General features: G+C 73.0%; 23 protein-coding genes. 12 read left to right on the top strand and 11 right to left on the bottom strand.

Going from position 1 to position 23454, the window contains the following annotated elements:
• Positions 1-9 precede the first annotated feature (9 nt).
• A complete protein-coding gene (locus tag ACIGDI_RS05280) occupies positions 10-1284 on the top strand; it encodes a GNAT family N-acetyltransferase (RefSeq protein WP_399890774.1) in 1275 nt (424 codons plus the stop codon).
• Here the strand turns inward: ACIGDI_RS05280 and ACIGDI_RS05275 are convergent.
• Positions 1262-2479, bottom strand: coding sequence for a trans-sulfuration enzyme family protein (locus tag ACIGDI_RS05275; RefSeq protein WP_399890772.1), 1218 nt, complete (start codon positions 2477-2479; stop codon positions 1262-1264). The genes ACIGDI_RS05280 and ACIGDI_RS05275 overlap by 23 nt on opposite strands.
• Before the next feature lie 59 nt (positions 2480-2538).
• On the opposite strand from ACIGDI_RS05275, the gene ACIGDI_RS05270 reads away from it, so the two are divergent.
• Positions 2539-3030 (top strand): Lrp/AsnC family transcriptional regulator, encoded by a 492-nt coding sequence (locus ACIGDI_RS05270; protein WP_399890769.1) that lies wholly within the window; start codon positions 2539-2541, stop codon positions 3028-3030.
• 32 nt (positions 3031-3062) lie between these two features.
• Complete coding sequence (locus tag ACIGDI_RS05265; RefSeq protein ID WP_399890766.1) at positions 3063-4754, top strand: DUF885 domain-containing protein; 1692 nt, start codon at positions 3063-3065, stop codon at positions 4752-4754.
• A 134-nt stretch (positions 4755-4888) separates the two neighbouring features.
• Here ACIGDI_RS05265 and ACIGDI_RS05260 read toward each other — a convergent pair whose 3' ends face one another.
• Positions 4889-5401: an immunity 21 family protein gene (locus ACIGDI_RS05260; RefSeq protein WP_200699199.1), complete on the bottom strand. Its 513-nt coding sequence runs from the start codon at positions 5399-5401 to the stop codon at positions 4889-4891.
• 97 nt (positions 5402-5498) lie between these two features.
• A complete protein-coding gene (locus ACIGDI_RS05255) occupies positions 5499-5981 on the bottom strand; it encodes a rhodanese-like domain-containing protein (protein ID WP_399890763.1) in 483 nt (160 codons plus the stop codon).
• Between the two features lie 188 nt (positions 5982-6169).
• On the opposite strand from ACIGDI_RS05255, the gene ACIGDI_RS05250 reads away from it, so the two are divergent.
• Positions 6170-6616 (top strand): Lrp/AsnC family transcriptional regulator, encoded by a 447-nt coding sequence (locus ACIGDI_RS05250; protein WP_200699197.1) that lies wholly within the window; start codon positions 6170-6172, stop codon positions 6614-6616.
• Here the strand turns inward: ACIGDI_RS05250 and ACIGDI_RS05245 are convergent.
• From ACIGDI_RS05245 to ACIGDI_RS05235, 3 genes are all read right to left on the bottom strand, one after another.
• The gene (locus tag ACIGDI_RS05245; protein ID WP_399890760.1) at positions 6610-9669 is read right to left on the bottom strand and encodes an AAA family ATPase; all 3060 of its coding nucleotides are present in this window, start codon (positions 9667-9669) and stop codon (positions 6610-6612) included. The two genes, ACIGDI_RS05250 and ACIGDI_RS05245, sit on opposite strands and share 7 nt — an antisense overlap.
• Positions 9666-10829, bottom strand: a complete 1164-nt coding sequence (locus ACIGDI_RS05240; protein WP_399890757.1) for an exonuclease SbcCD subunit D — start codon at positions 10827-10829, stop codon at positions 9666-9668. Before ACIGDI_RS05240 ends, ACIGDI_RS05245 begins: the two co-directional genes overlap by 4 nt.
• A gap of 140 nt (positions 10830-10969) precedes the next feature.
• Positions 10970-11596: a YigZ family protein gene (locus tag ACIGDI_RS05235; RefSeq protein ID WP_399890754.1), complete on the bottom strand. Its 627-nt coding sequence runs from the start codon at positions 11594-11596 to the stop codon at positions 10970-10972.
• Positions 11597-11723: 127 nt separating this feature from the next.
• On the opposite strand from ACIGDI_RS05235, the gene ACIGDI_RS05230 reads away from it, so the two are divergent.
• Positions 11724-13715 (top strand): amino acid transporter, encoded by a 1992-nt coding sequence (locus ACIGDI_RS05230; RefSeq protein ID WP_399890752.1) that lies wholly within the window; start codon positions 11724-11726, stop codon positions 13713-13715.
• A gap of 1 nt (position 13716) precedes the next feature.
• On the opposite strand, the gene ACIGDI_RS05225 is transcribed toward ACIGDI_RS05230, so the two are convergent.
• Positions 13717-14274, bottom strand: a complete 558-nt coding sequence (locus ACIGDI_RS05225; RefSeq protein ID WP_399890749.1) for a SixA phosphatase family protein — start codon at positions 14272-14274, stop codon at positions 13717-13719.
• Positions 14271-15023, bottom strand: a complete 753-nt coding sequence (locus tag ACIGDI_RS05220; protein ID WP_399890746.1) for a hypothetical protein — start codon at positions 15021-15023, stop codon at positions 14271-14273. The genes ACIGDI_RS05225 and ACIGDI_RS05220 overlap by 4 nt, the downstream gene beginning before the upstream one ends.
• A gap of 280 nt (positions 15024-15303) precedes the next feature.
• Between ACIGDI_RS05220 and ACIGDI_RS05215 the strand changes: the two genes are divergently transcribed.
• From ACIGDI_RS05215 to ACIGDI_RS05205, 3 genes are all read left to right on the top strand, one after another.
• Complete coding sequence (locus tag ACIGDI_RS05215) at positions 15304-16644, top strand: jacalin-like lectin (protein WP_399890743.1); 1341 nt, start codon at positions 15304-15306, stop codon at positions 16642-16644.
• Positions 16645-16764: 120 nt separating this feature from the next.
• Positions 16765-17172 (top strand): CoA-binding protein, encoded by a 408-nt coding sequence (locus ACIGDI_RS05210; protein ID WP_399890740.1) that lies wholly within the window; start codon positions 16765-16767, stop codon positions 17170-17172.
• 143 nt (positions 17173-17315) lie between these two features.
• Positions 17316-18536 carry a 4-hydroxybenzoate 3-monooxygenase gene (locus ACIGDI_RS05205; protein ID WP_399890738.1) on the top strand — a complete coding sequence of 407 codons (1221 nt, stop codon included), beginning with the start codon at positions 17316-17318 and terminating at the stop codon, positions 18534-18536.
• Positions 18537-18542: 6 nt separating this feature from the next.
• On the opposite strand, the gene ACIGDI_RS05200 is transcribed toward ACIGDI_RS05205, so the two are convergent.
• Together ACIGDI_RS05200 and ACIGDI_RS05195 are read right to left on the bottom strand one after the other, a co-directional pair.
• Positions 18543-19100: a YbaK/EbsC family protein gene (locus ACIGDI_RS05200; protein WP_399890735.1), complete on the bottom strand. Its 558-nt coding sequence runs from the start codon at positions 19098-19100 to the stop codon at positions 18543-18545.
• Positions 19101-19122: 22 nt separating this feature from the next.
• Positions 19123-19695, bottom strand: a complete 573-nt coding sequence (locus ACIGDI_RS05195) for a helix-turn-helix domain-containing protein (protein WP_399890732.1) — start codon at positions 19693-19695, stop codon at positions 19123-19125.
• A gap of 114 nt (positions 19696-19809) precedes the next feature.
• Between ACIGDI_RS05195 and ACIGDI_RS05190 the strand changes: the two genes are divergently transcribed.
• Positions 19810-20667: an EamA family transporter gene (locus tag ACIGDI_RS05190; RefSeq protein WP_399890729.1), complete on the top strand. Its 858-nt coding sequence runs from the start codon at positions 19810-19812 to the stop codon at positions 20665-20667.
• A gap of 48 nt (positions 20668-20715) precedes the next feature.
• Here ACIGDI_RS05190 and ACIGDI_RS05185 read toward each other — a convergent pair whose 3' ends face one another.
• A complete protein-coding gene (locus ACIGDI_RS05185) occupies positions 20716-21513 on the bottom strand; it encodes an acyltransferase (protein ID WP_399890727.1) in 798 nt (265 codons plus the stop codon).
• A 140-nt stretch (positions 21514-21653) separates the two neighbouring features.
• Between ACIGDI_RS05185 and ACIGDI_RS05180 the strand changes: the two genes are divergently transcribed.
• From ACIGDI_RS05180 to ACIGDI_RS05170, 3 genes are all read left to right on the top strand, one after another.
• Entirely contained in the window at positions 21654-22469 is an 816-nt protein-coding gene (locus tag ACIGDI_RS05180; protein ID WP_399890724.1) for a hypothetical protein, read from the top strand.
• Entirely contained in the window at positions 22466-22915 is a 450-nt protein-coding gene (locus ACIGDI_RS05175; RefSeq protein ID WP_399890721.1) for an RDD family protein, read from the top strand. The genes ACIGDI_RS05180 and ACIGDI_RS05175 overlap by 4 nt, the downstream gene beginning before the upstream one ends.
• Before the next feature lie 101 nt (positions 22916-23016).
• Positions 23017-23436 (top strand): hypothetical protein, encoded by a 420-nt coding sequence (locus tag ACIGDI_RS05170; RefSeq protein WP_399890718.1) that lies wholly within the window; start codon positions 23017-23019, stop codon positions 23434-23436.
• Positions 23437-23454 lie beyond the last annotated feature (18 nt).

Genomic DNA, 23454 nt, shown 5'->3' with positions numbered 1-23454 from the left:
AGTGGTTCCATGAGTCGAGACATGTCTGATGTGACACCAGAGGGACAGGCCCGTTGCGGGCACCACGGGCGGAGCGGCGTGGCCGGACTCGCCTCGGTGTTCCAGACGTGGTGGTCACGCCGCCACGGACACGCGCCGCCGGCGGGCGATACCGGTGCCCGGCCGCTGCCCAGTGAGCGGCAGGCCGGGCCGGACGAGAGCGTGTTGTGGCGGATGCGGACGACCGTGAAGGACGAACCGGGGTCGCTGGCGGCCCTGTGCATGGCGCTCGCCGGGCAGCGCGTCGACATCCTGAGCCTGCAGACGCATCCGCTGGCCGAGGGCACCGTCGACGAGTTCCTGCTGCGGGCTCCCGAAGGTCTCATGGCCTCCAAGCTCACGCAGGTGGTCGCGCGGGCCGGGGGCGTCGACACCTGGATGGAGCGGGCCGACGCCCACGACCTGGTGGACGCGCCGACCCGGGTGCTCGGCCTGGCGGCCCGCACCGCCCTGGACGCGGCGGAACTGCCGCTGGCGCTCAGGCAGTTGCTGGGCCGGTGCACCATCCGCCAGCTGCCGGCCACGCCGGTGGGGGGCGGCCGCGGCCCGGAGGGCGTGCCGTTGGACGGGGTGCTGGAGGACACGGTGATGCGGCTGCGGGCACCGGAAGGCGGCGTGATCACCGTGGAGCGGCCGTATCTGCCGTTCACCCCGACCGAGTTCGCCCGGGCGCGGGCGCTGGTGGAGCTGGACGCGCGGCTCGGGCCGCGGGTGCCGCGCGGCAGAGACGTACTGACGCTGCCCGAGGGCAACGAGATCACGGTGCGCCGGGCCGGCCCGGGTGACCTGGAGGCGGCGCGGGAGATGCACGAACGGTGCTCCTCCCGGACGCTCTCCATGCGCTACCACGGGCCGATCGGGGACGCGGACCGCTATCTGAACCACCTGCTCAGCCCGCGCTTCGGCCGGACACTCGCCGTGCAGACCGCTTCGGGCCGCGTCGTCGGGCTCGGGCATCTGCTGTGGGACGGGGACGAGACCGAGGTCGCGCTGCTCGTCGAGGACAAGTGGCAGCGGCGGGGCATCGGCGCGGAGCTCCTGGAGCGGCTGGTGGCGATGGCCGCCGAGGCCGGCTGCGAGAGCGTGTACGCCGTGACGCAGGCCTCCAACACCGGGATGGTCGCGGCCATGCGGGGCCTGGGGCTCCCCCTCGACTACCAGATCGAGGAGGGCACCCTGGTCATCACGGCTCGGCTGGGGGTGGACGCCGGGCTGGTGAGGGTCACCAACGCGGAAGCGCCGTAGCGGCCGGGGCCGCGTCGGCGGGCGCGAGTGCATCGTGCCCGCCCGCGCGGTTCCCCGTGCCCCTCGTCGGGGGCTCCCCCAGCGCCTGGTCCAGGTCGGCCCACAGGTCGTCCACGTCCTCCAGGCCCACCGACATCCGCAGCAGCCGGTCGCCGACCCCGGAGCCCCGGCGGTCGTCCGCGTCCACGATGCGGTGGCTGATCGACGCCGGGTGCTGGATGAGGGTGTCGACGCTGCCCAGGCTGACCGCCGGGGTGATCAAGCGGACCGCGGCGATGACCTCGTGCGGGTCGCCGGCCGTCTCGAAGGCGATCATCGCGCCGCCGATGCGCGGGTAGTGGACCCGGGTGACGCGCGGGTCGGCGGAAAGGCGGCGGACGAGTTCGGCGGCGTTGGCGGAGGCGGCGCGGACGCGGACCGGCAGGGTCGACAGACCGCGCAGGAGGAGGTAGCCGGCGAGCGGGTGCAGGACGCCGCCGGTGGCGAAGCGGACCTGGCGCAGCCGGCCGGCGAACTCCTCGTCGCAGGCGACCACGCCCGCCATCACGTCGCCGTGTCCGCCGAGGTACTTGGTGGCGCTGTGCAGCACCAGCCGCGCACCGAGGGCGGCCGGGCGCTGGAGGACCGGTGTGGCGAAGGTGTTGTCCGCCAGGAGAGGGACGGAGCCGCACGCGTGGGCGACGGCGCGCAGGTCGACCTCGGCGAGCGTCGGATTGGCCGGGGACTCCACCATCACCAGCCCGGTGTCCGGGCGCAGGGCGTCGGCGATGCCGGCCGGGTCGGTCCAGGTCACCTCGGAGCCGAGCAGTCCCGCGGTGAGCAGGTGATCGCTGCAGCCGTACAGGGGGCGTACGGCGACGACATGGCGCAGGCCCAGCGAGGCGCGTACGAGCAGGACCGCGCTCAGCGCGGCCATCCCGCTGGCGAAGGCGACCGCGGACTCCGTGCCCTCCAGGCGGGCGAGCGCGGTCTCGAAGCGGGCGACGGTGGGGTTGCCCAGGCGGCCGTAGACGGGCGGGCCGTCGGGCTCGGCGCCCGTGGTGGCGAACGCGTCGATGCGGGCCGCCTCGCCACGGCTGTCGTACGAGGGGTAGGTGGTCGACAGGTCGATGGGCGGGGCGTGCAGCCCCTGCCGGGCGAGGTCGTCGCGGCCGGCGTGCACGGCCTCGGTGGCCAGAGCTCTCGTGGACTCCATGCCCGAAGCGTGAACAACGGCCGGGTCACACGGGCCGGACACCGTGCTACGTTCGGCCGATGGCCGAATCTGTCGTACTGGATCCGGTGGACCTCCATCTTCTGCGCCTGCTGCAGAACGACGCCCGGACCACCTACCGTGACCTCGCCGCGCAGGTGGGCGTCGCGGCCTCGACGTGCCTGGACCGGGTGACGCGGCTGCGCCGCTGCGGGGTGATCCTCGGACACCAGCTGCGGCTCGATCCGGCCAAGCTCGGGCGGGGGCTCGAGGCCCTGCTGTCGGTGCAGGTCAGGCCGCATCGACGGGAGCTGGTGGGACCGTTCGTGGAGCGCATCCGGGCCCTGCCGGAGTCCCGTACCGTCTTCCACCTGACCGGACCGGACGACTACCTCGTCCATGTGGCCGTCGCGGACATGGCGGATCTGCAGCGTCTGGTGCTGGACGAGTTCACGTCCCGGCGGGAAGTGGCCCGGGTGGAGACGCGCCTGATCTTCCAGCAGTGGGACTGCGGGCCGCTGCTGCCGCCTTCGCCCTCGGCACAATCGGGGTGACGTGCGCCGGACCGTCCACCAGGATGGACCGCATGTCGCAGACCACGAACATGCTGCCCCGTCAGGTCGCCGACGCGTACGTCGACGAGGTCATCGCCCTCGACCCGGTGACCGGTACGTACCTCGGCGTGAAGGAGAGTTCCAGCAAACTGCCCGACCTCTCGCCCGCCGGCCAGGAGGCGCTGGCTCAGTTGGCGCGCCGCACCCTGGCCCGGCTCGACGAGGCCGAACGGCAGCCCGGCGCGGACAGTGACGTCGAGCGCCGGTGCGGCCGGCTGCTGCGCGAGCGGCTCACCGCGGAGCTCGCCGTGCACGAGGCCGAGGAGGGCCTGCGCCGGGTCGGCAACCTGGGCACGCCGGTGCACTCGGTGCGCGAGGTGTTCACCGTGACGCCGAACGGGACCGACGAGGACTGGGCGGCGATCGCCGAGCGGCTGCGCGGGGTGCCGGCCGCGCTGGCCGGCTACCGGGAGTCCCTGGAGCTCGGGCTGGAGCGCAAGCTGTACGGGGCACCGCGGCCGACCGCCACGTTCATCGGACAGCTCACCGAGTGGTCGGACACCGACGGCAAGGGCCGCGGCTGGTTCGAGGACTTCGCCTCGGCCGGCCCCGAGGCGCTGCGCGCGGAGCTGGACGAGGCCGCCCGTGGGGCGACGGCGGCGGTCGTGGAGCTGCGGGACTGGATGCGCGACGTGTACGCGCCGGCGATCGAGGGCGCGCCGGACACAGTCGGCCGCGAGCGCTACGCCCGCTGGGCCCGCTACTTCAACGGCACCGACCTCGATCTGGACGAGGCTTACGCGTACGGGTGGTCGGAGTTCCACCGGCTGCTCGGCGAGATGAAGCGGGAGGCCGAGAAGATCCTGCCCGGCGCCGAGACCCCGTGGGTGGCGCTCGCGCACCTCGACGAGCACGGCAAGCACATCGACGGCGTCGACGAGGTCCGCGACTGGCTGCAGGGCCTGATGGACCAGGCGATCGCCGACCTCGACGGCACGCACTTCGAACTCGCCGAGCGGGTAAGGAAGGTGGAGTCGTGCATCGCCCCGCCCGGGGGTGCGGCGGCGCCGTACTACACGCCGCCCTCCGAGGACTTCTCCCGTCCGGGACGCACCTGGCTGCCGACGATGGGCCAGACCCGTTTCCCGGTCTACGACCTGGTCTCCACCTGGTACCACGAGGGCGTGCCGGGGCATCATCTGCAGCTGGCGCAGTGGGCGCACGTCGCCGAGAACCTCTCCCGCTACCAGGCCACGCTCGGCGGAGTCAGCGCCAACGCCGAGGGCTGGGCGCTGTACGCGGAGCGGCTGATGGACGAGCTCGGCTATCTCAAGGACGCGGAGCAGCGGCTCGGCTACCTGGACGCGCAGATGATGCGGGCGGCCCGGGTCATCGTCGACATCGGCATGCACCTGGAGCTCGAGATCCCGGCGGACTCCCCGTTCCACCCGGGTGAGCGCTGGACGCCCGAGTTGGCCCAGGAGTTCTTCGGCGCGCACAGCAGCCGTCCGGCGGACTTCGTGGAGAGCGAGCTGACCCGCTATCTGACCATCCCGGGCCAGGCGATCGGCTACAAGCTCGGCGAACGGGCCTGGCTGCTGGGCCGGGAGAAGGCCCGCGAGCAGCATGGCGAGTCCTTCGACCTCAAGGCCTGGCACATGGCCGCGCTCTCGCAGGGCTCGCTGGGCCTGGACGACCTGGTGGACGAGCTGGCCCGACTGTGATCAGCGCCGGAATCCGCCCGGGGAGTCGCTGACTCCCCGGTGGTCCGGTCCGCCTCGTTGACGTAGAGCCACACTGCGAGGCGGACCGGGTGGTCGAGCTCCTGCCAACGACCCGTCGGCAGAGGGGACTCGGGTCAGTCGAGCCGCCGAAGCTGTACGAGGCCGAGCCAAGTTTCGGGGCCGGGCTGGACGTTGGCCGCGCGGACGGCGTAACTGCCCGGCTGGAGGGGGACCTTCAGGCAGTCCGTGCGTCCGGTCTCACTGCCGGGCCAGGCCGAGTCGAACAGGACGACCGCGCCCGGCACTTCCCAGCGCACCTCGTTCTCCCAGTCTGCCGTGGCGAGGGCGGCCGGGACGCCGGACAGCAGCTCGTCCTCGGAGTTCGCGGCGCACCACCGTACGAAGGCGCCGTGTTCCGGCAGGTAGGCGGTGGAGGCGGGTTCGTCGCCGAGGACGAGGGCCGCCGAGTCGCCGACCGGGAGCAGGCCGACGACCCCGTCGACCTCGCAGGCGCGGTCGTAGTCGGAGGCGGTCTCCTCGCCGTCCGCGCCCGCCCAGAACGGCAGGACCGTCTCCGGCACCGCTATGAGCGGGCCGCCGCCCGACTCCACCCACTCCAACGCCCCGGGATCCGCGTATCGCACCATGGCGCAAGAACCTACACGCAGGGAAGTCCCACGTTTTCGGTGTCCCCCAACCCTCCATAGGGGCCACCCATCGTGACCGGTCATACCGGGCGAAGCATCAACAGCCGCAGTCCTCCGTGCCCACCGGCGCCGTCAGCGGGTCGGCGGCGCGGCGGCCGGCGCCCTCCCAGGTCTCGTACGCGAAACCCTCGCGTGCCCAGTACTCGAAACCGCCGAGCATCTCCTTGACGGGGTAGCCGAGTTCGGCGAGGGCGAGCGCGGCCCGGGTCGCGCCGTTGCAGCCGGGGCCCCAGCAGTAGGTGACGACCGGCACGGACTTGTCGAGGAGCGCTTCCGCCTGTTCGGGGATGAGCGCGGTCGGCAGGTGGACGGCGCCGGGGATGTGGCCCTGGTCCCAGGACTCGGCGGAGCGGGAGTCCAGGACGACGAAGCCGGGATCGCCGTCGGCCGCGAGCGCGGCGGCCACGTCGGAGACGTCGGCGTGGAAGGCGAGGCTCGCCCGGAAGTGGGCGGCGGCCTCGGCCGGGGCCGCCGGGGCGACACGCAGGACGGGGTTCACGGCGGTGGTGGTGCTGGTCATGATCTGGCCTTTCGCCGACGTTCTCTCGCTACGACGTTCTTTCGCGGCTAGGGACGTCCGCTACGACGCACGTTCGCCACGACGTTCTCGCTACGGCAAGGAATCTACGGTCGCCGACCGGCACCTTGAAGGCTTGTTCCACGGCCCTCTCCTTGCTCGACCGGGGATTCCCCTGCTATTCCTCGGGCATGACCGTGTTTTCCCCGGACGCCACCGACTGGCGCATCCTCGACGTCCTGCAGCGTGAGGGACGGGCCAGTTTCGCCGAGCTGGCCCGTGCCGTGTCCATGTCGCCGAGCGCGGTCACCGAGCGGGTGCGGCGGCTGGAGGAGGCGGGGGTCATCCAGGGGTACGCCGCCGTCGTGGACCCCGAGCGGCTGGGGCTGCCGATCCTCGCGTTCGTCCGGCTGCGCTACCCGACCGGCAACTACAAGCCCTTCCACGACCTGGTCGCCGTGACGCCCGAGATCCTGGAGGCGCACCATGTGACGGGCGACGACTGCTTCGTCATCAAGGTCGCCGCCCGCTCGATGCGGCACCTGGAGGAGGTGTCGGGGAAGATCGGGTCGCTCGGTTCGGTGACGACGAGCGTCGTGTACTCCTCACCGCTGCCCCGGCGCCCGCTGGGTCACTGACCGCGCTGCCGGACCAGCGATCCCGATCTGCCCTTCACGACCTCCAGCTGGGCGTGGATGCGCCGTCTCAGGTCGGCGACGTGGCTGACGATGCCGACGCTGCGGTCGCGTTCGCGCAGCGAGTCGAGCACGTCGAGGACCTCGTCGAGGGTCTGGTCGTCGAGGCTGCCGAAGCCCTCGTCGATGAAGAGGGTGTCCAGGCGGACCCCGCCCGCCTCGTCCGTGACGACGTCCGCGAGGCCGAGGGCGAGGGCGAGGGAGGCGAAGAAGGTCTCCCCGCCGGACAGGGTCGCCGTGTCACGCTCGCGTCCGGTCCAGGCGTCGACGACGTGCAGTCCGAGACCGCTGCGGCCGCGTCCGGCGCGGTCGTCGGAGTGGACCAGGGTGTAGCGGCCGGAGGACATGCGCTGGAGGCGGACGGTCGCCGCGGCGGCCACCTGTTCCAGGCGGGCGGCCAACACGTACGACTCCAGGCGCATCTTGCGCTCGTTCTCCGCGGAGGTGCCGGCCGTGAGGGCGGCCAGGCGGGCCACGCGGTCGTACTCCTCGCGCAGCGGTGCCAGTGCGCGGACGCCCTCGGCCGAACGGGCGGAGAGCCGGTCGAGTTCGGCGCAGCGGCGGGCCGCCGCGTCGCGGGCCGAGGCGGCCTCGCGCAGGCGCTGGGCCGCGGCGGCGGCTGCCTGCTGCGCGCCGGCGAGGTCGGCCGGGGATCGCCGGGCGGCGGCCGCGGTGTCGTCCTCGGCGAGCACGGCGCGGACCGCCGACTCCTCGGACTGCCAGGCGTCCAGGCGGTGTTGCAGTTCGCGGTGGGCGGCCGCGTCGAGGAGCGCGGCGGCCGCGGCCTGCGGGGTGTCGAAGCCGGCACGGAAGGCGGCGTCGGCGAGCCGGGCGTCGGCGTCCTTGAGCCGCTGTGCGGTGTCCTCGGCGGCGCGCGCGGTGTCGGCGGCGTCGGTGAGCAGGGCGACCCGGCGCTCCAGCTGGGTGGCGCGGACGGAGACGCTCGCGGCGGTGCCCCGCGCGTGGGTGAGCTCCTGTTCCAGGGCTGCGCGTTCCCCGTCGAGGGCGTCGCGGCGGGCGACCCGGGAGGCGGTCCGTACGGCGGCCTGCTGCCGGGCGGCGACTCGCCGCTCGTGTTCCTGCTCGGCCTGGCGCAGCCGCTCGCTCGCGGTGTGCAGCGCGGACGCCCCGTTTCGCGCCTCGGCGTAAAGGCGCTCCAACTCCTGTACTTGGGAGGCCAGTTGTTCGGTGGGCGTGTCGCCGGCCTCGCCCTCGGCGGCGGCCAGTGCCCGTTGTACGACGCCGAGGCGGCGCTCGGTCTCGGCGCGCTGGTCGTCGGCGTGCTGGGAGGCGGCGAGCGCGCGTTCCTCGGTCTCCCGGTCGACGTGTCCCGCGTCCTTGCGGGCCGGTGCCGGGTGTTCGGTGGCGCCGCAGACCGCGCAGGGCTCACCGTCGGTGAGCTGGGCGGCCAGCTCGGCGGCGATGCCGTTCAGCCGCTGTTCCTTGACGTCCAGCCACTCGGCGCGGGCCTTCAGGGCGCGCTCCGTGGCGGCGGTCACCTGCCGCTGGGCGTCGTCGGTGTCCCGCGCGAACTGGTCGCGCTGCCGGGCCGCGGCGAGCCTCCTGCGGGCGGGGTCCCTTTGCACGGCCAGCTGCTCGGCCCGGGTGGCCGCCTCCTGGGCGGACTCGACGGCGCTCTGGAGGCCGGTGCGGATCTCCTCCCAGCCGGCGAGCCAGGCCTCGGCCTCCTGCAGGACCTCCGCGTCGGCCCGCTCCTCCCGGTCCAGCCCGGCGCGCTCCGCGAGGAGTTCGCCCAGCCGCTGCTCGGCACGGCGGGCCGACTCCAGCCCGCCCAGCTCCTCGGCCGCCCGCCGCGCGGCGACGGCGAGCCCGGAGGCCCCGGCGTGGGCCGACGCGTCCACGTCACCGGTGACTTCCCCGGAACCTTCTCCCGGCGCGCCGGCCGGCCGTTCGGCGGCGAAGGCGTCGCGCAGCAGCGCACGCGCCCGTGCCTCCGCCTGGGCCGCCCTGCGGTGTTCGGCGTCGGCCGCGTCCCGCAGTTCCAGGGCGGGCGCCACCGCCTCGGCCTTGCGGGCCCGCTCCATGCGTTCCTGCGCCGCCCGGTGGGCGTCGGCGTGCTCGTGCAGCCGTGCGGCACGCTCCCGGGCCTCGGTGAACCGCTGCTGCAGCCGGGCCAGTTCGCGCGCCTCGCCCAGTTCCCGCTCGGCCGCCGCCTGCGCGGACTCCGCGGCCGTCAGGCGGCAGCGGGCGATCGTCAGCTGCTCGCGGGCGGTCGCGCGGGCTACGGCGGCGGCCGTCAGCACCGCTTCGGCCAGACCCGGCTCGCCCGGCTGGAGTTCCGGCAGTGTCATGGCGCCGCCGGCCGCCTGCTGCATGCGGTGTGCGTCGGCCAGCAGGGTCGCGTCTCCCTCGCGGACCCGGGCCTCGGCGGCACGCCGGCGCTCGGCGAGGCGTTTCTCGACCTCGGCGAAGCGGTGGGTGTCGAAGAGGCGGCCCAGCAGCCTGCCGCGGGATTCCGCGTCGGCGCGCAGGAAGCGGGCGAAGTCGCCCTGGGGCAACAGCACGACCTGGCAGAACTGCTCGCGGCTCATGCCGAGCAGCTGGGTGATCTCCTCGCCGATCTCCTGGTGGGAGCGGCTGAGGTCCTTCCAGGCGGCGGCCGTCGCGTCGTACTCGCGCAGCCGGCTCTGCGCCTTTTCGAGGGTGGTGCCCGAGCCGCGCTTCTTGGGCCGCTCCCAGGGTGGCTGCCGGGTGACCTCCAACCGGCGCCCGGCGACGGTCAGTTCGAGGGTCACCGCGGTGCGGGTGCCGGTCGCGGCGTGGTCGCTGCGCAGGGTCAGGCCCTGGCCGCTCTGGCGGGCGCCCGGGACGGTGCCGTACAGCGCGTAGCACACGGCGTCCAGGACGGACGTCTTGCCGGCGCCGGTCGGTCCGTGCAGGAGGAACAGCCCGGCCGCGGACAGGGTGTCGAAGTCGACGGACTGGGAGCCGCCGAAGGGCCCGAAGGCGGTGATGTCCAGCCGGTGCAGCCTCACCGCGCCACCTCCCGCACGGCCTCGTCCGCGCGCACCGCGTCGAACGCGTCCCGCAGCACCATCCGTTCGCGCTCGTCGGGTCCCGCGCCGCGCACATGGGCGACGAAGTCCTCTGCGATCTCCTGGTCGCTGCGGCCCGCGAGCCGTCGGGCGTACGACACGTCGGGGTCGTCCGGGGCCCGGTCGGGGTCGAAGAGCAGGCTGAGGGTGTGCGGGAAGCGCTCGGCGAGGCGGGCCATGGGGTCGGCAGGGCGGACGGCGTCGGTGAGGGTGGCCTCGACCCACGCCTCCTCGTGCGGCGCGAGACGGGGGTCGGCGAGCAGGTCCTCCAGGGTGCCCCGGACGCGGGCCAACGCGCGCGGCACCGGGCAGTCGACGCGTTCGGCGGTGACTGCGCCGTCGGCATCGAGGTCGACCAGCCACATGGTCTTGCGGTGGTCGGCTTCGGAGAAGGAGTACGGCAGCGGGGAGCCGGAGTAGCGGACCCGCTCGGTGATGGTCTGGCAGCCGTGCAGGTGGCCCAGGGCCGTGTAGTCGACGCCCTCGAAGACGCCGGCGGGCACGGAGGCGACCCCGCCGACGGTGATGTCCCGTTCGCTGTCGCTGGCCTCGCCGCCGGTGACGAAGGCGTGGGCGAGGACCACAGAGCGGGTGCCGGGCGCGCGCGTGGCGAGGTCGGCGCGGACGCGCTCCATGGCGGCCGCGAGCACCGTCTCGTGACCGGCCTTCTCCACCCCGAACTCGTCCCTGACCAGGGCCGGTTCGAGGTAGGGCAGTCCGTAGAAGGCCACGTCCCCGTGGGCGTCGGTGAGCACCACCGGTGTCCCGCACGCGGCCGGCTCGGTGCGCAGGTGGATGCCCGCGCGCCCGATGAGCCCGGCGCCGACGCCGAGCCGGCGGGCCGAGTCGTGGTTCCCGGAGATCATCACCGTCGGGACGCCGAGGTCGGCGAGGCGGTGCAGGGCGTCGTCGAACAGCTCGACCGCGGCCAGTGGGGGCACCGCACGGTCGTACACGTCTCCCGACACGACCACCGCGTCCACGCCGTGCTCGCGCACGGTCGTGACCAGGTGGCCGATGAACTCGGCCTGGGCCCCGAGCATGTTGACCCGGTGGAACGCCCGGCCGAGATGCCAGTCGGAAGTGTGCAACAGCCTCATGATCCCCGACCCTAACGGCCGGGTCTGACATCACGGGCGGTTACTCCCGTATCGGCCCGTCATGAGCCGCCTTACACCGGCCCGTTATGACCGTTTCACGAAGAACATCACACGCCTGCCACGCACCTCAGCGACCGACGTCACGCGTCCCCGTAAGCATCCCCGCCCAGTTCGAACCCCGCCGTCCCGGCCGTCGCATCGGCCAGCCAGGCCCGGAAGGCGTCCACGTCGGCGTCGGGCAGGGCGATCTCGATGGCGACGGCCTCGCCGTAACGGACGTCACGTACCTCGCGGCCGGTGGAGCGCAGGTCGTTCTGCACCTTGCCCGCGCGCTGGTGGTCGACGGTCACCGTGGCCAGCCGGTAGCGGCGGCGGGTGAGGGTGCCGAGGGCGTCGAGCGCCTCGCCGACCGCGCCGCCGTAGGCCCGGATGAGGCCGCCCGCGCCGAGTTTGACGCCGCCGTAGTAGCGGGTGACGACGGCGACGACGTAGCGCATCTCGCGGCGCAGCAGCATCTGCAGCATGGGGACGCCGGCCGTGCCGCCCGGTTCGCCGTCGTCGCTCGCCTTCTGCACCGAGGCGTCGGCACCGATGACGTAGGCCCAGCAGTTGTGGGTGGCGTCCGCGTGCTCCTTGCGGACGGCGGCGACGAAGTCCTGGGCCTCCTGCTCGGTGGCCGCCGGGGCGAGGGCGCACAGGAAGCGGGAGCGGTTGACCTCGGTCTCGTGCACGCCCGCGCGGGCCACTGTGCGGTACTCGTCCTGCATCCGACCAGCCTATGCGGCCCGCGCACCCCGGGCCCCGCCGCAGGTGCGGGCGGCGGCGTCGGGGATACTCGCTCCTCGTCGTCCGCACGGCCCCCGAGGCCATGACCCCACACCGGGAGAACACCCCATGACCGGCACCGAGGTGGACAGCCCCGGCACCACCGATCCCGGCGAATCCGCGTCCTCCTCCACAGGGTCCCGCTTCCGGGCGTGGCTGCTGGAGGGGCTGAGCGAGCAGTCGGCACGGCACCCCGGACCGCACGCCACCCCGCGCCCCGAGCACGAGGGCCACAAGTGGTGGCGGGTGATGTGTCTCACGGGTGTCGACTACTTCTCCACGCTCGGCTACCAGCCGGGCATCGCGGCGCTCGCCGCGGGCCTGCTCTCCCCGGTCGCGACGCTGGTGCTGATCGCGCTGACCCTGCTGGGCGCGCTGCCGGTCTACCGGCGGGTCGCGCACGAGAGCCCGCACGGCGAGGGGTCGATCGCCATGCTGGAGCGGCTGCTGTCGTGGTGGTCGGGGAAGATCTTCGTCCTGGTCCTGCTGGGGTTCGCGGCGACCGACTTCCTGATCACGATCACGCTGTCGGCCGCGGACGCCGCCGCGCACGTCGTGGAGAACCCTTTCGCCCCGCACTGGTTGGAGGGCGGCAACCTCTGGATCACGCTGGCCCTCGTCGGTGCGCTGGGCGCGGTGTTCCTCAAGGGGTTCCGGGAGGCCATCGGGATCGCCGTGGTTCTCGTGGGGACCTATCTGGCCCTCAACGTCGTCGTCCTGGCCGTCTCCGTCTGGGAGGTGCTGAGCCATCCGGTGCGGATCGGGAACTGGACCGACGCGCTGACCGCCGCGCACTCCTCGCCGCTCGCGATGGTCGGCGTGGCACTGCTGGTGTTTCCGAAGCTGGCGCTCGGCATGTCCGGCTTCGAGACCGGTGTGGCGGTGATGCCGCAGGTCGAGGGGGATCCGACGGACACGTACGCGAAGCCGTCCGGCCGCATCCGGGAGACCCGCAAGCTGCTCACCACGGCCGCCGTGATCATGAGCTGCTTCCTGCTGCTGTCCAGCCTGGCGACGACGATCCTGATCCCGCAGAAGGACTTCAAGAGCGGCGGCCCGGCGAACGGGCGCGCGCTCGCCTATCTCGCGCACGAGCACCTCGGCCAGGCGTTCGGCACGGTGTACGACATGTCGACGATCGCGATCCTGTGGTTCGCGGGCGCCTCCGCGCTGGCCGGCCTGCTGAACCTCGTACCGCGCTATCTGCCGCGCTACGGCATGGCGCCCGAGTGGACGCGGGCCGTGCGGCCGCTGGTGCTGGTCTTCATGGTGGCCGCCGTCGGCATCACGCTGTGGTTCGACGCGAACGTGGACGCGCAGAGCGGCGCGTACGCGACGGGTGTGCTGGTGCTGATGCTGTCCGCGTCGTTCGCTTCCACGGTCGCCGTGCACCGGCGGGGCCACCGGGCGGCGACGGCGGGCTTCGGGCTGATCACGGCGGTGTTCGCGTACACCCTGGTCACGAACGTCATCGAACGGCCGGACGGCCTCAAGATCGCGTTGATCTTCATCGTGGCGATCCTGGTGACGTCGTTCGGCTCGCGGGTGCACCGGGCGTTCGAACTGCGTGCCGCCGCGGTGACGTTCGACGAGACGGCGGCCCGGTTCGTCGAGGAGGCCGCGCGCAGCGGTCCGCTCCGGCTCATCGCGAACGAGCCGCAGGAGCACAGCACCCGGGAGTACCGCGCCAAGGAGTACGACCAGCGGGCCCACACCCACATCCCCGAGGGCGGCCCGCTGCTGTTCCTGGAGGTCTTCGTGCGCGACTCCTCCGACTTCACGTCGGACATCACCGTGCACGGCGACGAGAAGCACGGCGTGCGCAGGCTGCGCGTACAGGGACCGACCGTGCCCAACACGATCGCGGCCGTGCTGCTGGAGCTGCGCGACCGCACCGGCGAGGTGCCCAGTGCCTACTTCAGCTGGACGGAGGGCGGCCCCGTCAGCCATCTGATCCGGTTCCTGGTGTTCGGGGACGGCGAGGTCGCTCCCGTCACCCGGGAGGTGCTCAGGCGTGCCGAGCCGGATCCGCAGCGTCGGCCACACGTGCGCGTGGGCTGACTCAGCCCTTCCCGTCGCCCTTCTTCCTCCCCCGGGGCACGATCATGCTCGTCAGCAGCGCCGTGCCCGGGGCGAGCGCCCGCCAGGTGGTGCCGTGCCAGGCCAGGACCGCGATCGCCGAGGTCGGGAACTTCGTGCGCACCTCGTCCAGGGCGTCGTCGAGGCCGTCCCCGGCGAGTTCCAGGACGAGTTCCTCCAGTCCGGGGTTGTGCCCGATCAGCAGCAGCGTCTCGACCTCCGGGGACACCTCGTGCACGGCCTCCAGCAGGTCGGCCACCTCGGCGGCGTACAGCCTGGGGTCCCGCCGTACCGGCGGGGGCGTGCCCCACTGGGCCGAGGCCAGTTCCCAGGTCTGACGGGCGCGTACGGCGGTGGAGCACAGGGCGAGATCGGGCAGGCAGTCGACCTCGGCGAGGGCCCGCCCCGCGGCCGGGGCGTCCCGGCGGCCGCGCGGTGCGAGGGGCCGCTCGTGGTCCGGGACGCCCACCGGCCAGGCGGACTTGGCGTGCCGCAGCACGACCAGCCGGCGCAGCGGCCCCGCGCCCATGCGCGCGATCACGCCGGGGCTCCCAGGTCGCGCATGAGCTCGAGGCCGAGGAGCCGGTCGGCGTAGGCGTACGTCTCGAAGCGCGCGCCGTCCGGCAGGTCCGGCGAAGTCTCCACCCAGGTCAGGGTGTCGAGCACGGCGGGCACGTCCAGGTCGTCCTCCCACGCGGCACGCAGCCGGGCCCGGGCCTCGTCCGGAATGGGCCGGGACGGCTGCCGTGCCCAGGCGGCGACGCGGCCGCGCCATCGGGCGAGGGTGGCGCGGGCCTCGTCGAGGCCGGCCGGGTCGAGGGTGGCCGGTGCGGCGCGGTCCCGGGCGAGCAGGGCGAGGCGCAGGGCGGTCGGGTCGGCGCCCTCGGCCGTGCCGTGGACCGGGGCGACGGCGACCGTGGGCCCGTCGGGCGTCCCGCTCCCCTCCGCGACGACATGGATGACCTGTGCCTCACCCAGCCCGGAACCCACGTCCCGGCTGTCCTCGAAGGGGCGGATGCCGAGCGTGGCTGCCCCGGCCTGCAACTCGGCCCGGTCCCGCTCGCAGATCAGCACGGACCACACGGGGGTGCCGCCGAGTTCGAGGGCTCGCACGAGCAGGTCGGCGACGAGCAGCACGCGCAGGGCGCCGGTGTCGGCCCCCGCGGTGTGGGCCTCGACCCGGGTCAGGCCCCGGCGGGCGGGGGCGGCCTCGAGGGACTCGCCGGTTCGGGCGTCGGTGATGCGCAGCACGGAGTGAGCGTAGGCGGCGGAACGGCCGGGCGCAGGCATCCGGCACGGATTCGGGACAAGGCGGCGACAAACAACCGATCGCGGGGCGCGAGTCGCGTCTCCCGTCCGGTCATGCCGGGGGCGACGGACGGCACGCGCGCGTGAGGTGAGGGCGCGCCCCGGTACGTGCAACGCCCTCGACCGTCGTCCGAACCGCCCGTGTACGGCAGGCAACTCCTGTGAAAGAGCGTCCAAACACTCGACAGGCCTGGGGTAACCGGCGGTAACTTCTGTCACGCTCCTCACCGCAACCGCTTTCCCTCCACAGGAGACACACCCCATGCGCAGACTCTTCGCCTGCCTGGCCGCGGCCGCCGCCACGCTCGGCGGGCTCACCGCGGCCGCCCCCTCCGCGGCCGCCGCGGACTCGGGTTCCTTCAGCGTCCTCAGCTACAACGTCGCCGGCCTGCCCGAGAGCCTCTCCAGCGCCTCCACGCCGCGTGACACCAGCACCACCGCCATCGGCCAGCGGATCGCGCCCTACGACATCGTCCACGTCGAGGAGGACTTCAACTACCACGCGTACCTCTACGCAGCCGACACCGCGCACGCCTACCGCACCCCCACCAGCGGCGGCGCCGGCATCGGCAGCGGCCTGAACACCCTGTCCAAAATCCCGTACGACACCGACGACTTCGAGCGCGTCCACTGGAACTCCTGCCAGGTCGACTCGGGTGACTGCCTGACCCCCAAGGGCTTCACCTTCATGCGCGAACGTCTGGCCGAGGGCGTCTACGTCGACTTCTACAACCTGCACACCAACGCCGGCACCAACGACGGCGACGAGGCCTCCCGCGCCGACAACCTCAACCAGCTCACCGCCTTCATCAAGGCGCACTCGGCGGGCAACGCCGTCGTGGTCATGGGCGACACCAACACCCGCTACACCCGCTCGGCCGACACCATCGCCGAGTTCGCCTCCGCCAACGGCCTCACGGACGCCTGGGTGCAGCTGATACGGGGCGGCACCCCGCCCGCCAAGGGCAGCGACGCGCTGGTCTGCGACCAGTCCGGGGCCACCGTGCCCAACACCTGCGAGGTGGTCGACAAGGTCCTCTACCGCGGCAGCAAGCTCGTGTCCCTGAACGCGACCTCGTACAACAACGAGCACGCCAAGTTCCTCACCTCCGACGGGCTGATGCTCTCCGACCACGACCCGATCACCGTCGGCTTCACCTGGTCGCGCAACTCCGCCTTCCAGCTCAGCGACCAGTTCGGCGGCCCGCACGGCGACTACTACAACGACATCGACAGCGTGCCGGCCGGCGCCCGCGCCACCACCATCGGCCTGCGCTCCGGCTCCCGCGTCGACCAGATGAGCCTCACCCTGGCGAACGGCACCACGCTCGCCCACGGCGGGACCGGCGGCACCGCGGCCTCCCTCACCCTCGGCAGCGGCGAGTACGTCACCTCGGCCTACCTCTGCCAGGACCAGTACAACGGCCACACACGGATCTTCTACGCCAAGTACACGACCAACCTCGGCCGCACCCTGGCCGGCGGCACCACGACCTCCGACTGCGTGACCCGTACCGCCCCGAGCGGCTGGCAGATCGCGGGCTTCCACGGACGCTCCGGCGACGCGGTCGACAAGATCGGCTTCATCTACACCCAGCGGTAGGGCCGACGGGGAGCGTGGCCCGCGCACCGGGCCACGCTCTCACCGCACCGGAGGAATCACCGCGCTCCCCGCTCTGTTGTCGGCTTCGCAAGCCTTCACGGATTCACGAGGAGACCGAGCGTGTACGGCGACTCAGCAACAGTCCGCAAGATCCTCACCGAGCTCGGCGACACCTGGGCGATCGTGGGCCTGTCGACGAACGAGAGGCGGGCGGCGTACGGCGTCGCCGACGTCCTCCAGCGCTTCGGCAAGCGCATCGTGCCCGTGCACCCCAAGGCGGAGACGGTGCACGGCGAGCAGGGGTACGCCTCCCTCGCCGACATCCCCTTCGACGTCGACGTCGTCGATGTCTTCGTCAACAGCGACCTCGCCGGATCGGTCGCCGACGAAGCGGCCGCCATCGGCGCCAAGGCCGTCTGGTTCCAGCTCGGCGTCGTCGACGAGGCCGCGTACGAGCGCACCCGCGCGGCCGGTCTCGACATGGTCATGGACCGCTGCCCCGCCATCGAGATCCCGCGACTCGGCTGACGGGACGCACGGGGGCACCGGGGCGGCCACAGGTACGTGCCGCGGACCGGGCACCGCAGCGCCGACGCACCGGACGGCTCCGGTCGGCACACGGGATTCCGCTGCGCACGAAGCGTCTGACGGTCCACCGTCATAATGCTCCGGTGACCTCCCTCGCACCCCACTCCGCGTCCCCGTCCGCGCGCCGCTTTCCGGTCGTGATCGTGGGCGCGGGACCCGCCGGCCTCACCATCGGCAACATCCTGCGGGCCGCCTCGGTCGACTGCCTGGTCCTGGAGACGGAGACGCGCGAGTTCATCGAACGGCGGCCCCGGGCCGGCGTGCTGGAGGAGTGGGCCGTCCGCGGACTGGAGCAACGAGGGCTGGCGGAGAGCCTGTTGGAGCGCGCGCAGCTGCACACCGCGTGCGAGTTCCGGTTCGGCCACGAGCGATACCGGCTGGACTACCACGAACTGACGGGGCATCACCACTACGTCTATCCGCAGCCGTTGCTGGTGACCGACCTCGTGCGCGGGTACGCCGACGTGCGCGGCGGCGCCATCCGGTTCGGCGTGCGGGACGTGCAGCTGCACGGGCTGGACTCGGACCGCCCCACGGTGTCGTACACCGACCCCGCCACGGGTGAACGGCACCTGGTGCACTGCGACTTCGTCGCCGGCTGCGACGGGGCGCGCGGAGTGACGCGGACCGTGCTGCCGCAGGGCGCCCGGATCGCCCGGCACGACTACGGCGTCGGCTGGCTGGCGCTGCTCGCCGAGGCGCCGCCGTCCAGCGACTGCGTGGTGTTCGGCATCCATCCGCGCGGTTTCGCCGGGCACATGGCCCGCAGCCCGGAGGTCACCCGCTACTACCTCCAGTGCCCGCCCGGCGACGACCCGGAGAACTGGTCGCACGACAGGGTCTGGGCGGAGCTGCAGGAACGCCTGGGCGCCGCCGACCGGCCGCCGCTCACCGAGGGCAGGCTGATCGAGAAGCGCGTTCTCGACATGCACAACCACGTGGTCGAACCGATGGTGTTCGGCCGGCTGTTCCTGGCCGGCGACGCGGCCCACCTCACCGCCCCCATCGCGGCGAAGGGCATGAACCTCGCCCTGCACGACGCGTTCCTGCTGGGCGACGGCCTCGTCGCGTACCTCACCAAGGGCGACGCGGCCGGACTGGACGGCTACTCCGCGGCCTGTCTCGGCCGGGTGTGGGACTACCAGGAGTTCTCGCAGTGGCTGTCGGAGGTGTACCACGGCGCGTCCTCCGGGGACGCCTACCGGGCGGGCACCACCCTGGCCCGGCTGCGCCGTCTCTTCGAGTCGCCCGCCGCCGCGGCCGCGTTCGCGGAGCAGTACCTGGGCCGGAGATCGGCGTCCTGACGGCGGTCAGGCCACGCCCAGCCCCTCCAGCACCACCGCTCCCGGCAGTTCCGCGAACGCCTTGCCCGGCACCAGCAGCTTGCCGCGCCGGCGTCCGCTGCCCACCAGGACGTACGGCAGGTCGACGACGGCCGAGTCCACCAGCACCGGCCAGGCGTCCGGCAGTCCGATCGGGGTGATGCCGCCGTACTCCATGCCGGTCTCCCCCGTGGCGACGTCCATGGCGGCGAAGGAGGCCTTGCGGGCGCCGAGTTGGCGCCGCACCGCACCGTTGACGTCGGCCCGGGTGGTGGAGAGCACCACGCACGCGGCCAGGGTCGTCTCGCCGCCCCGCCTGCCCGCCACGACGACGCAGTTCGCCGACCGCTCCAGCAGCTCCTGGCCGTAGTGCTGCACGAAGACGGTGGTGTCGGCCCATTGCGGGTCGGTGTCGACGTACACGATCTGCTCCGCGGGGACGCTGCCGCGCCAGTGGAGTACGGCGTCGGCGACCGGGTCGGTCAGTTCGTCGAGGGCGTCGGGGGCGGGCAGCGCGGTGTCGAAGCGTCCGATGGGTGCGTCCATGACCGCACGCTAACAGGACCGCTCAGCGCACCGGCGGGACGGAGACGGTGAGCACGAACTCCACCGGGACGGTGCCGGTGTTGCCGTACCTGTGCGGGGCGTTGGCCTCGAAGGTGACGCTGGCTCCGGCCGGGACTCGGTGATCGGCGCCGTCGACGGTGACCGTCAGCTCGCCCTCGGTCACATGGGCGAGCTCGACCGTGCCGGCGGGGTGCGGGTCGGAGGCGCTGCCCTCGCCCGGCATCAGCCGCCACTCCCACATCTCCAGCGGACCGGGCGCCTCGGTGCCCACGAGCAGCCGGCTGTAGCTGCCCGCGTCGGTGTGCCACAGCCGTACCGCCTGGTCGGCGGGGACGATGCGGACCTTCGGACCCTGTTCGTAGTCGAGCAGCGTGGTGACGCTGACCCCGAGCGCGTCGCCGATCTTGACGACCGTGCCGATGCTCGGGTTGGTGCGGGCCTGCTCGATCTGGATGAGCATCCCGCGGCTGACCCCGGCGCGGGCGGCGAGGGTGTCCAGCGTGAAGCCACGCTCGTTGCGCCAGCGCTTGACGTTGCGCGCGAGGGACTGGGTCAGCAGATCGAGATCCGACACGTTCCGTCCAATGCCTTGCCGGTCGAGGTCAATATTCTGGATGACAGAGTTCACTCCATTGAACTACGGTGGGGTGCACCCGATCGTTCACCGAACTGTACTGCGAGGCAGACCGTGACAGCACTCTTCGCCCTGGCCACCAGCCTGCTGTGGGGCCTGGCCGACTTCGGCGGCGGACTGCTGACGCGGCGTCTGCCCGCGCTCACCGTGGTCGTCGTCTCGCAGACGATCGCCGCCGCCGTGCTCGGCGCGATCGTGGCGGCCACGGGCGGCTGGAGCGAGGCCGGCCCGCGGCTGTGGTTCGCGTTCGCGGCGGGCCTCGCCGGACCGGTGGCGATGATCTCCTTCTACAAGGCGCTCGCCCTGGGCCCCATGGGCGTCGTCTCCCCGCTGGCCACCCTCAGCGTGGCGGTACCGGTCGGGGTGGGCCTCTTCCTCGGCGAGCGTCCCGGCCTGGTGCAGGTCGCGGGCATCGCGGTGGCCGTCGTCGGAGTCGTCCTGGCGGGCGGCCCGCAGCGCGGGGGCGCGGCCGTGCGGCGGCAGGCCATCGTGCTCACCCTGATCGCGGCACTCGGCTTCGGCGCGGTGTTCGCGCTGATCGCGGAGGCCTCCACGACGGTCACCGGCCTGTTCCTCGCCCTCTTCGTGCAGCGGCTGACGAACGTGGCCGCGGGCGGTGTCGCCCTGTACGCCTCCGTGAAGCGGGGCGCCGAGGCGCTCCCCGACGGCCGTTTCCCCTGGGCCTCCCTGCCGGCCCTCGGCTTCGTCGGGCTGGCGGACGTCGCGGCGAACGGCACGTACTCGGTCGCCGCCCAGCACGGCCCGGTCACCGTCGCCGCCGTACTCGCCTCGCTGTACCCGGTGGTGACCGCCCTGGCCGCGCGCGGGGTGCTGCGGGAACGCCTGCGGGGCGTGCAGGCGGCGGGCGCCGGTCTCGCCCTGGTCGGCACGCTCCTGCTGGCGACGGGCTGAGCCGGCCCATAAGGCGTGCCCGTCAGACGTGCCCGTCAGACGTGCCGGTCAGGCGTCGGCGTCGAGTTGGGCGAGCCGGGCCACCGTCTCCTCGTCGATTTCGGCGAGCCTCGCGGCCGTCTCCTCGTCCAGCGCCGAGAGCGCGCGCAGCTGCTCGGATGTGATGTCGTCGGGCAGCGGCACCGGCGCCGGCGTCCTGAGCGGCGGCTGCCAGCCGTCGGCGGCCGTCCAGCGCCGTACGACACGGGCGGGCGCCCCGGCCACCACGGCGTGGTCGGGCACCACGCCCCGCACGACCGCCCCCGCGGCCACGACCACGTTCCGTCCGATCCGCGCGCCCGGCAGGATCACCGCGCCGGTGCCGATCCAGCAGCCCGGCCCGATCTCCACGGGCTCCATCCGCGGCCACTGCTTGCCGATGGGCTCGTGCGGATCGTCGTACGAGTGGTTCGTCGAGGTCACGTACACGTACGGCCCGAAGTAGCAGTCGCTGCCGATGGTGACCGTCGTGTCGGCGATGACGTGGCTGCCGCGGCCCAGGACCACGCCGTCGCCGATGCGCAGGATCGGCTCGGGGCCGAGGTCGAGGTCGGGCATGAGGCCGGCGGTGAGCGTGACCTGTTCGCCGACGATGCAGTGGGAGCCCAGGTGGATCCAGGGCTCGCCGAAGACCGTGCCGAGCGGGAAGGCCAGGCGGGTGTGGGCGCCGATCGAGCCGAAGCGGAAGCGGCCGGGGCTCTCGGCCGTCACCGAGCCCGTGCGCTGCACCCAGGCCCAGCCCGCGTGGACGGCGCGCTGTGTGAGGCGACGCCGCCAGGATGAGAACGTGTTCTTGCTCTTCGGCACGGAGTCACCGTACTCAGCACGCCGCGCGCCCATGAGGCCGTGGTGCTGTGATCTTCGCCCCACCGAGGGCACGGCAGCCTCCGCGCGGTTCACCCGTAGCGGATGAGGCGGCCGTGGCGGGGCGGTGGTGCGATGACCGGGTGACCCTGCTCCGTCTCATCGACCCCCGCCGCACGATAGAGCGCGCGGCGCGGTTCGGACTGTCCACCGCGGGTTACGTGACGGACCGGCTGATCCGCACCCTGACGGCCGCCGTGATCGACCGCCTCGACCTCGACGACCTGGCCGACCGCCTCGACGTGAACCGGGTCGCCGACCGGGTGGACGTGATGCGGGTCGCCGGCCGGGCCGACGTCGACGCCCTCGCGGACCAGGTGGACGTCGACCGGATCATCGAGCGGGTCGACGTCGACCGGATCATCGGACGGGTGGACGTCGACCGGATCGTCGAGCAGGTGGACGTGAACCGGGTGGCCGCGCGGCTGGACGTGGACGCGGTGGCGGGGCGGATCGACCTGGACCGTATCGCGGCGCGGGTCGACGTCGACCGGATCGCCGCGCGCCTTGACATCGACGGGGTGATCGCCCGGGTCGACCTGGTGACGCTCACCAGAGCCGTGCTGGAGGAGATCGACCTGGGCCGGATCGTGCGGGAGACCAGCGGCGGCATGGCCGACGAGACGGTCGACGCGCTGCGGCTGCGGAGCGCGCGGGCCGACCACATCGTCAACCGCGTCGCCGACCGGCTGCTGCACCGGCCCGCACCGGAGCCTCCAGGGGCCCACGGCAACGGGGGCCCGCACGCGCGGGAGACGACACGGGCCGGCGGCGACGCGGTGCCGCACGGGCGAGAGACGGCCCTGGCCGACGGCGGCAGCGACGGCGACGAAGGGCGGCGGGTGCCGGACACGACCCGGGCCGACGGTCGCGGGGGGTCGCTCGGACCGGCGCCATGAGCCCGGCGAGCCGGGAGCGGAGTCCGTACGGCGACGCCGCCGGGGTCGTCACACGGTGCCTGGCCGCTCTGGTGGACGTGCTGGTGGTGGCCGGCATCGGCCTGGCCGCGCAGTTCGCGTACGCCGCGCTCCGGCTGCTCGTCACCGGGCCGCCGTTCCGCATGCCGGACCTCGCCGACTGGCTGACGGGCGTGACCGGCTGGATCCTCGCCGTGCTCTACCTGGCCGTCTGCTGGGCGACGACCGGAGGCACCGTGGGCGACCGGCTGATGGGTCTCCGGGTCACCGGCCGCGGCGGCCGGCTGCTCGGCGTCCCGCGGGCGTTGCTGCGGGCCGTGCTGTGCCTCGTGTTCCCCGTCGGACTGTTCTGGATCCCCTTCAGCCGGCGTCGCGCGTCGCTCCAGGACGTCGCCGTGGCCACCTCGGTCCGCTACCACCGGTTCTGACGCCGCCCTCACCCGTACGAGGTGACGCGGCCGTCCCTGGCGCGGAGTACGAATCGTGACAAGGGCCGCCACCGGCGGCCGTCCCCGACGGAGGTCCAGACATGGCCACGACCACCCCGAAGCACCACCGCTCGGAAGGCGCCCTGGCCGCGGCGAGCGGTCTGACGGCATTCGCCTGCGTGATGCTGATCATGTGCGGCATCCTCGATGTCTTCCGCGGCATCATGGCGATCGCGAACGACGACGTCTTCGTCAACACCCGCAACTACGTGTTCCAGTTCGACCTGACCAGCTGGGGCTGGATCCATCTGGTCCTCGGCGTGATCGCCGTCGGCGTCGGCATCGGACTGACCAGGGCGGCGACCTGGGCACGGGTGATGGGCATCGCCATCGCATCGCTGCTGATCATCGCCAACTTCCTGTCCCTCCCGTACTACCCGTTCTGGTCGCTGACCATGATCGCGCTGTACGCCTTCGTCATCTGGGGCCTGTGCGTGGTGGAGCGGGACACGACGTACTGAGAGCGGAGGACGGTGGCG

Source organism: Streptomyces sp. NPDC085900, from assembly GCF_044540925.1.
Lineage (GTDB): Bacteria > Actinomycetota > Actinomycetes > Streptomycetales > Streptomycetaceae > Streptomyces > Streptomyces gilvifuscus.
Note: the sequence above shows the minus strand (reverse complement) of the source record. Positions and strands in the feature narration are given on the sequence as shown.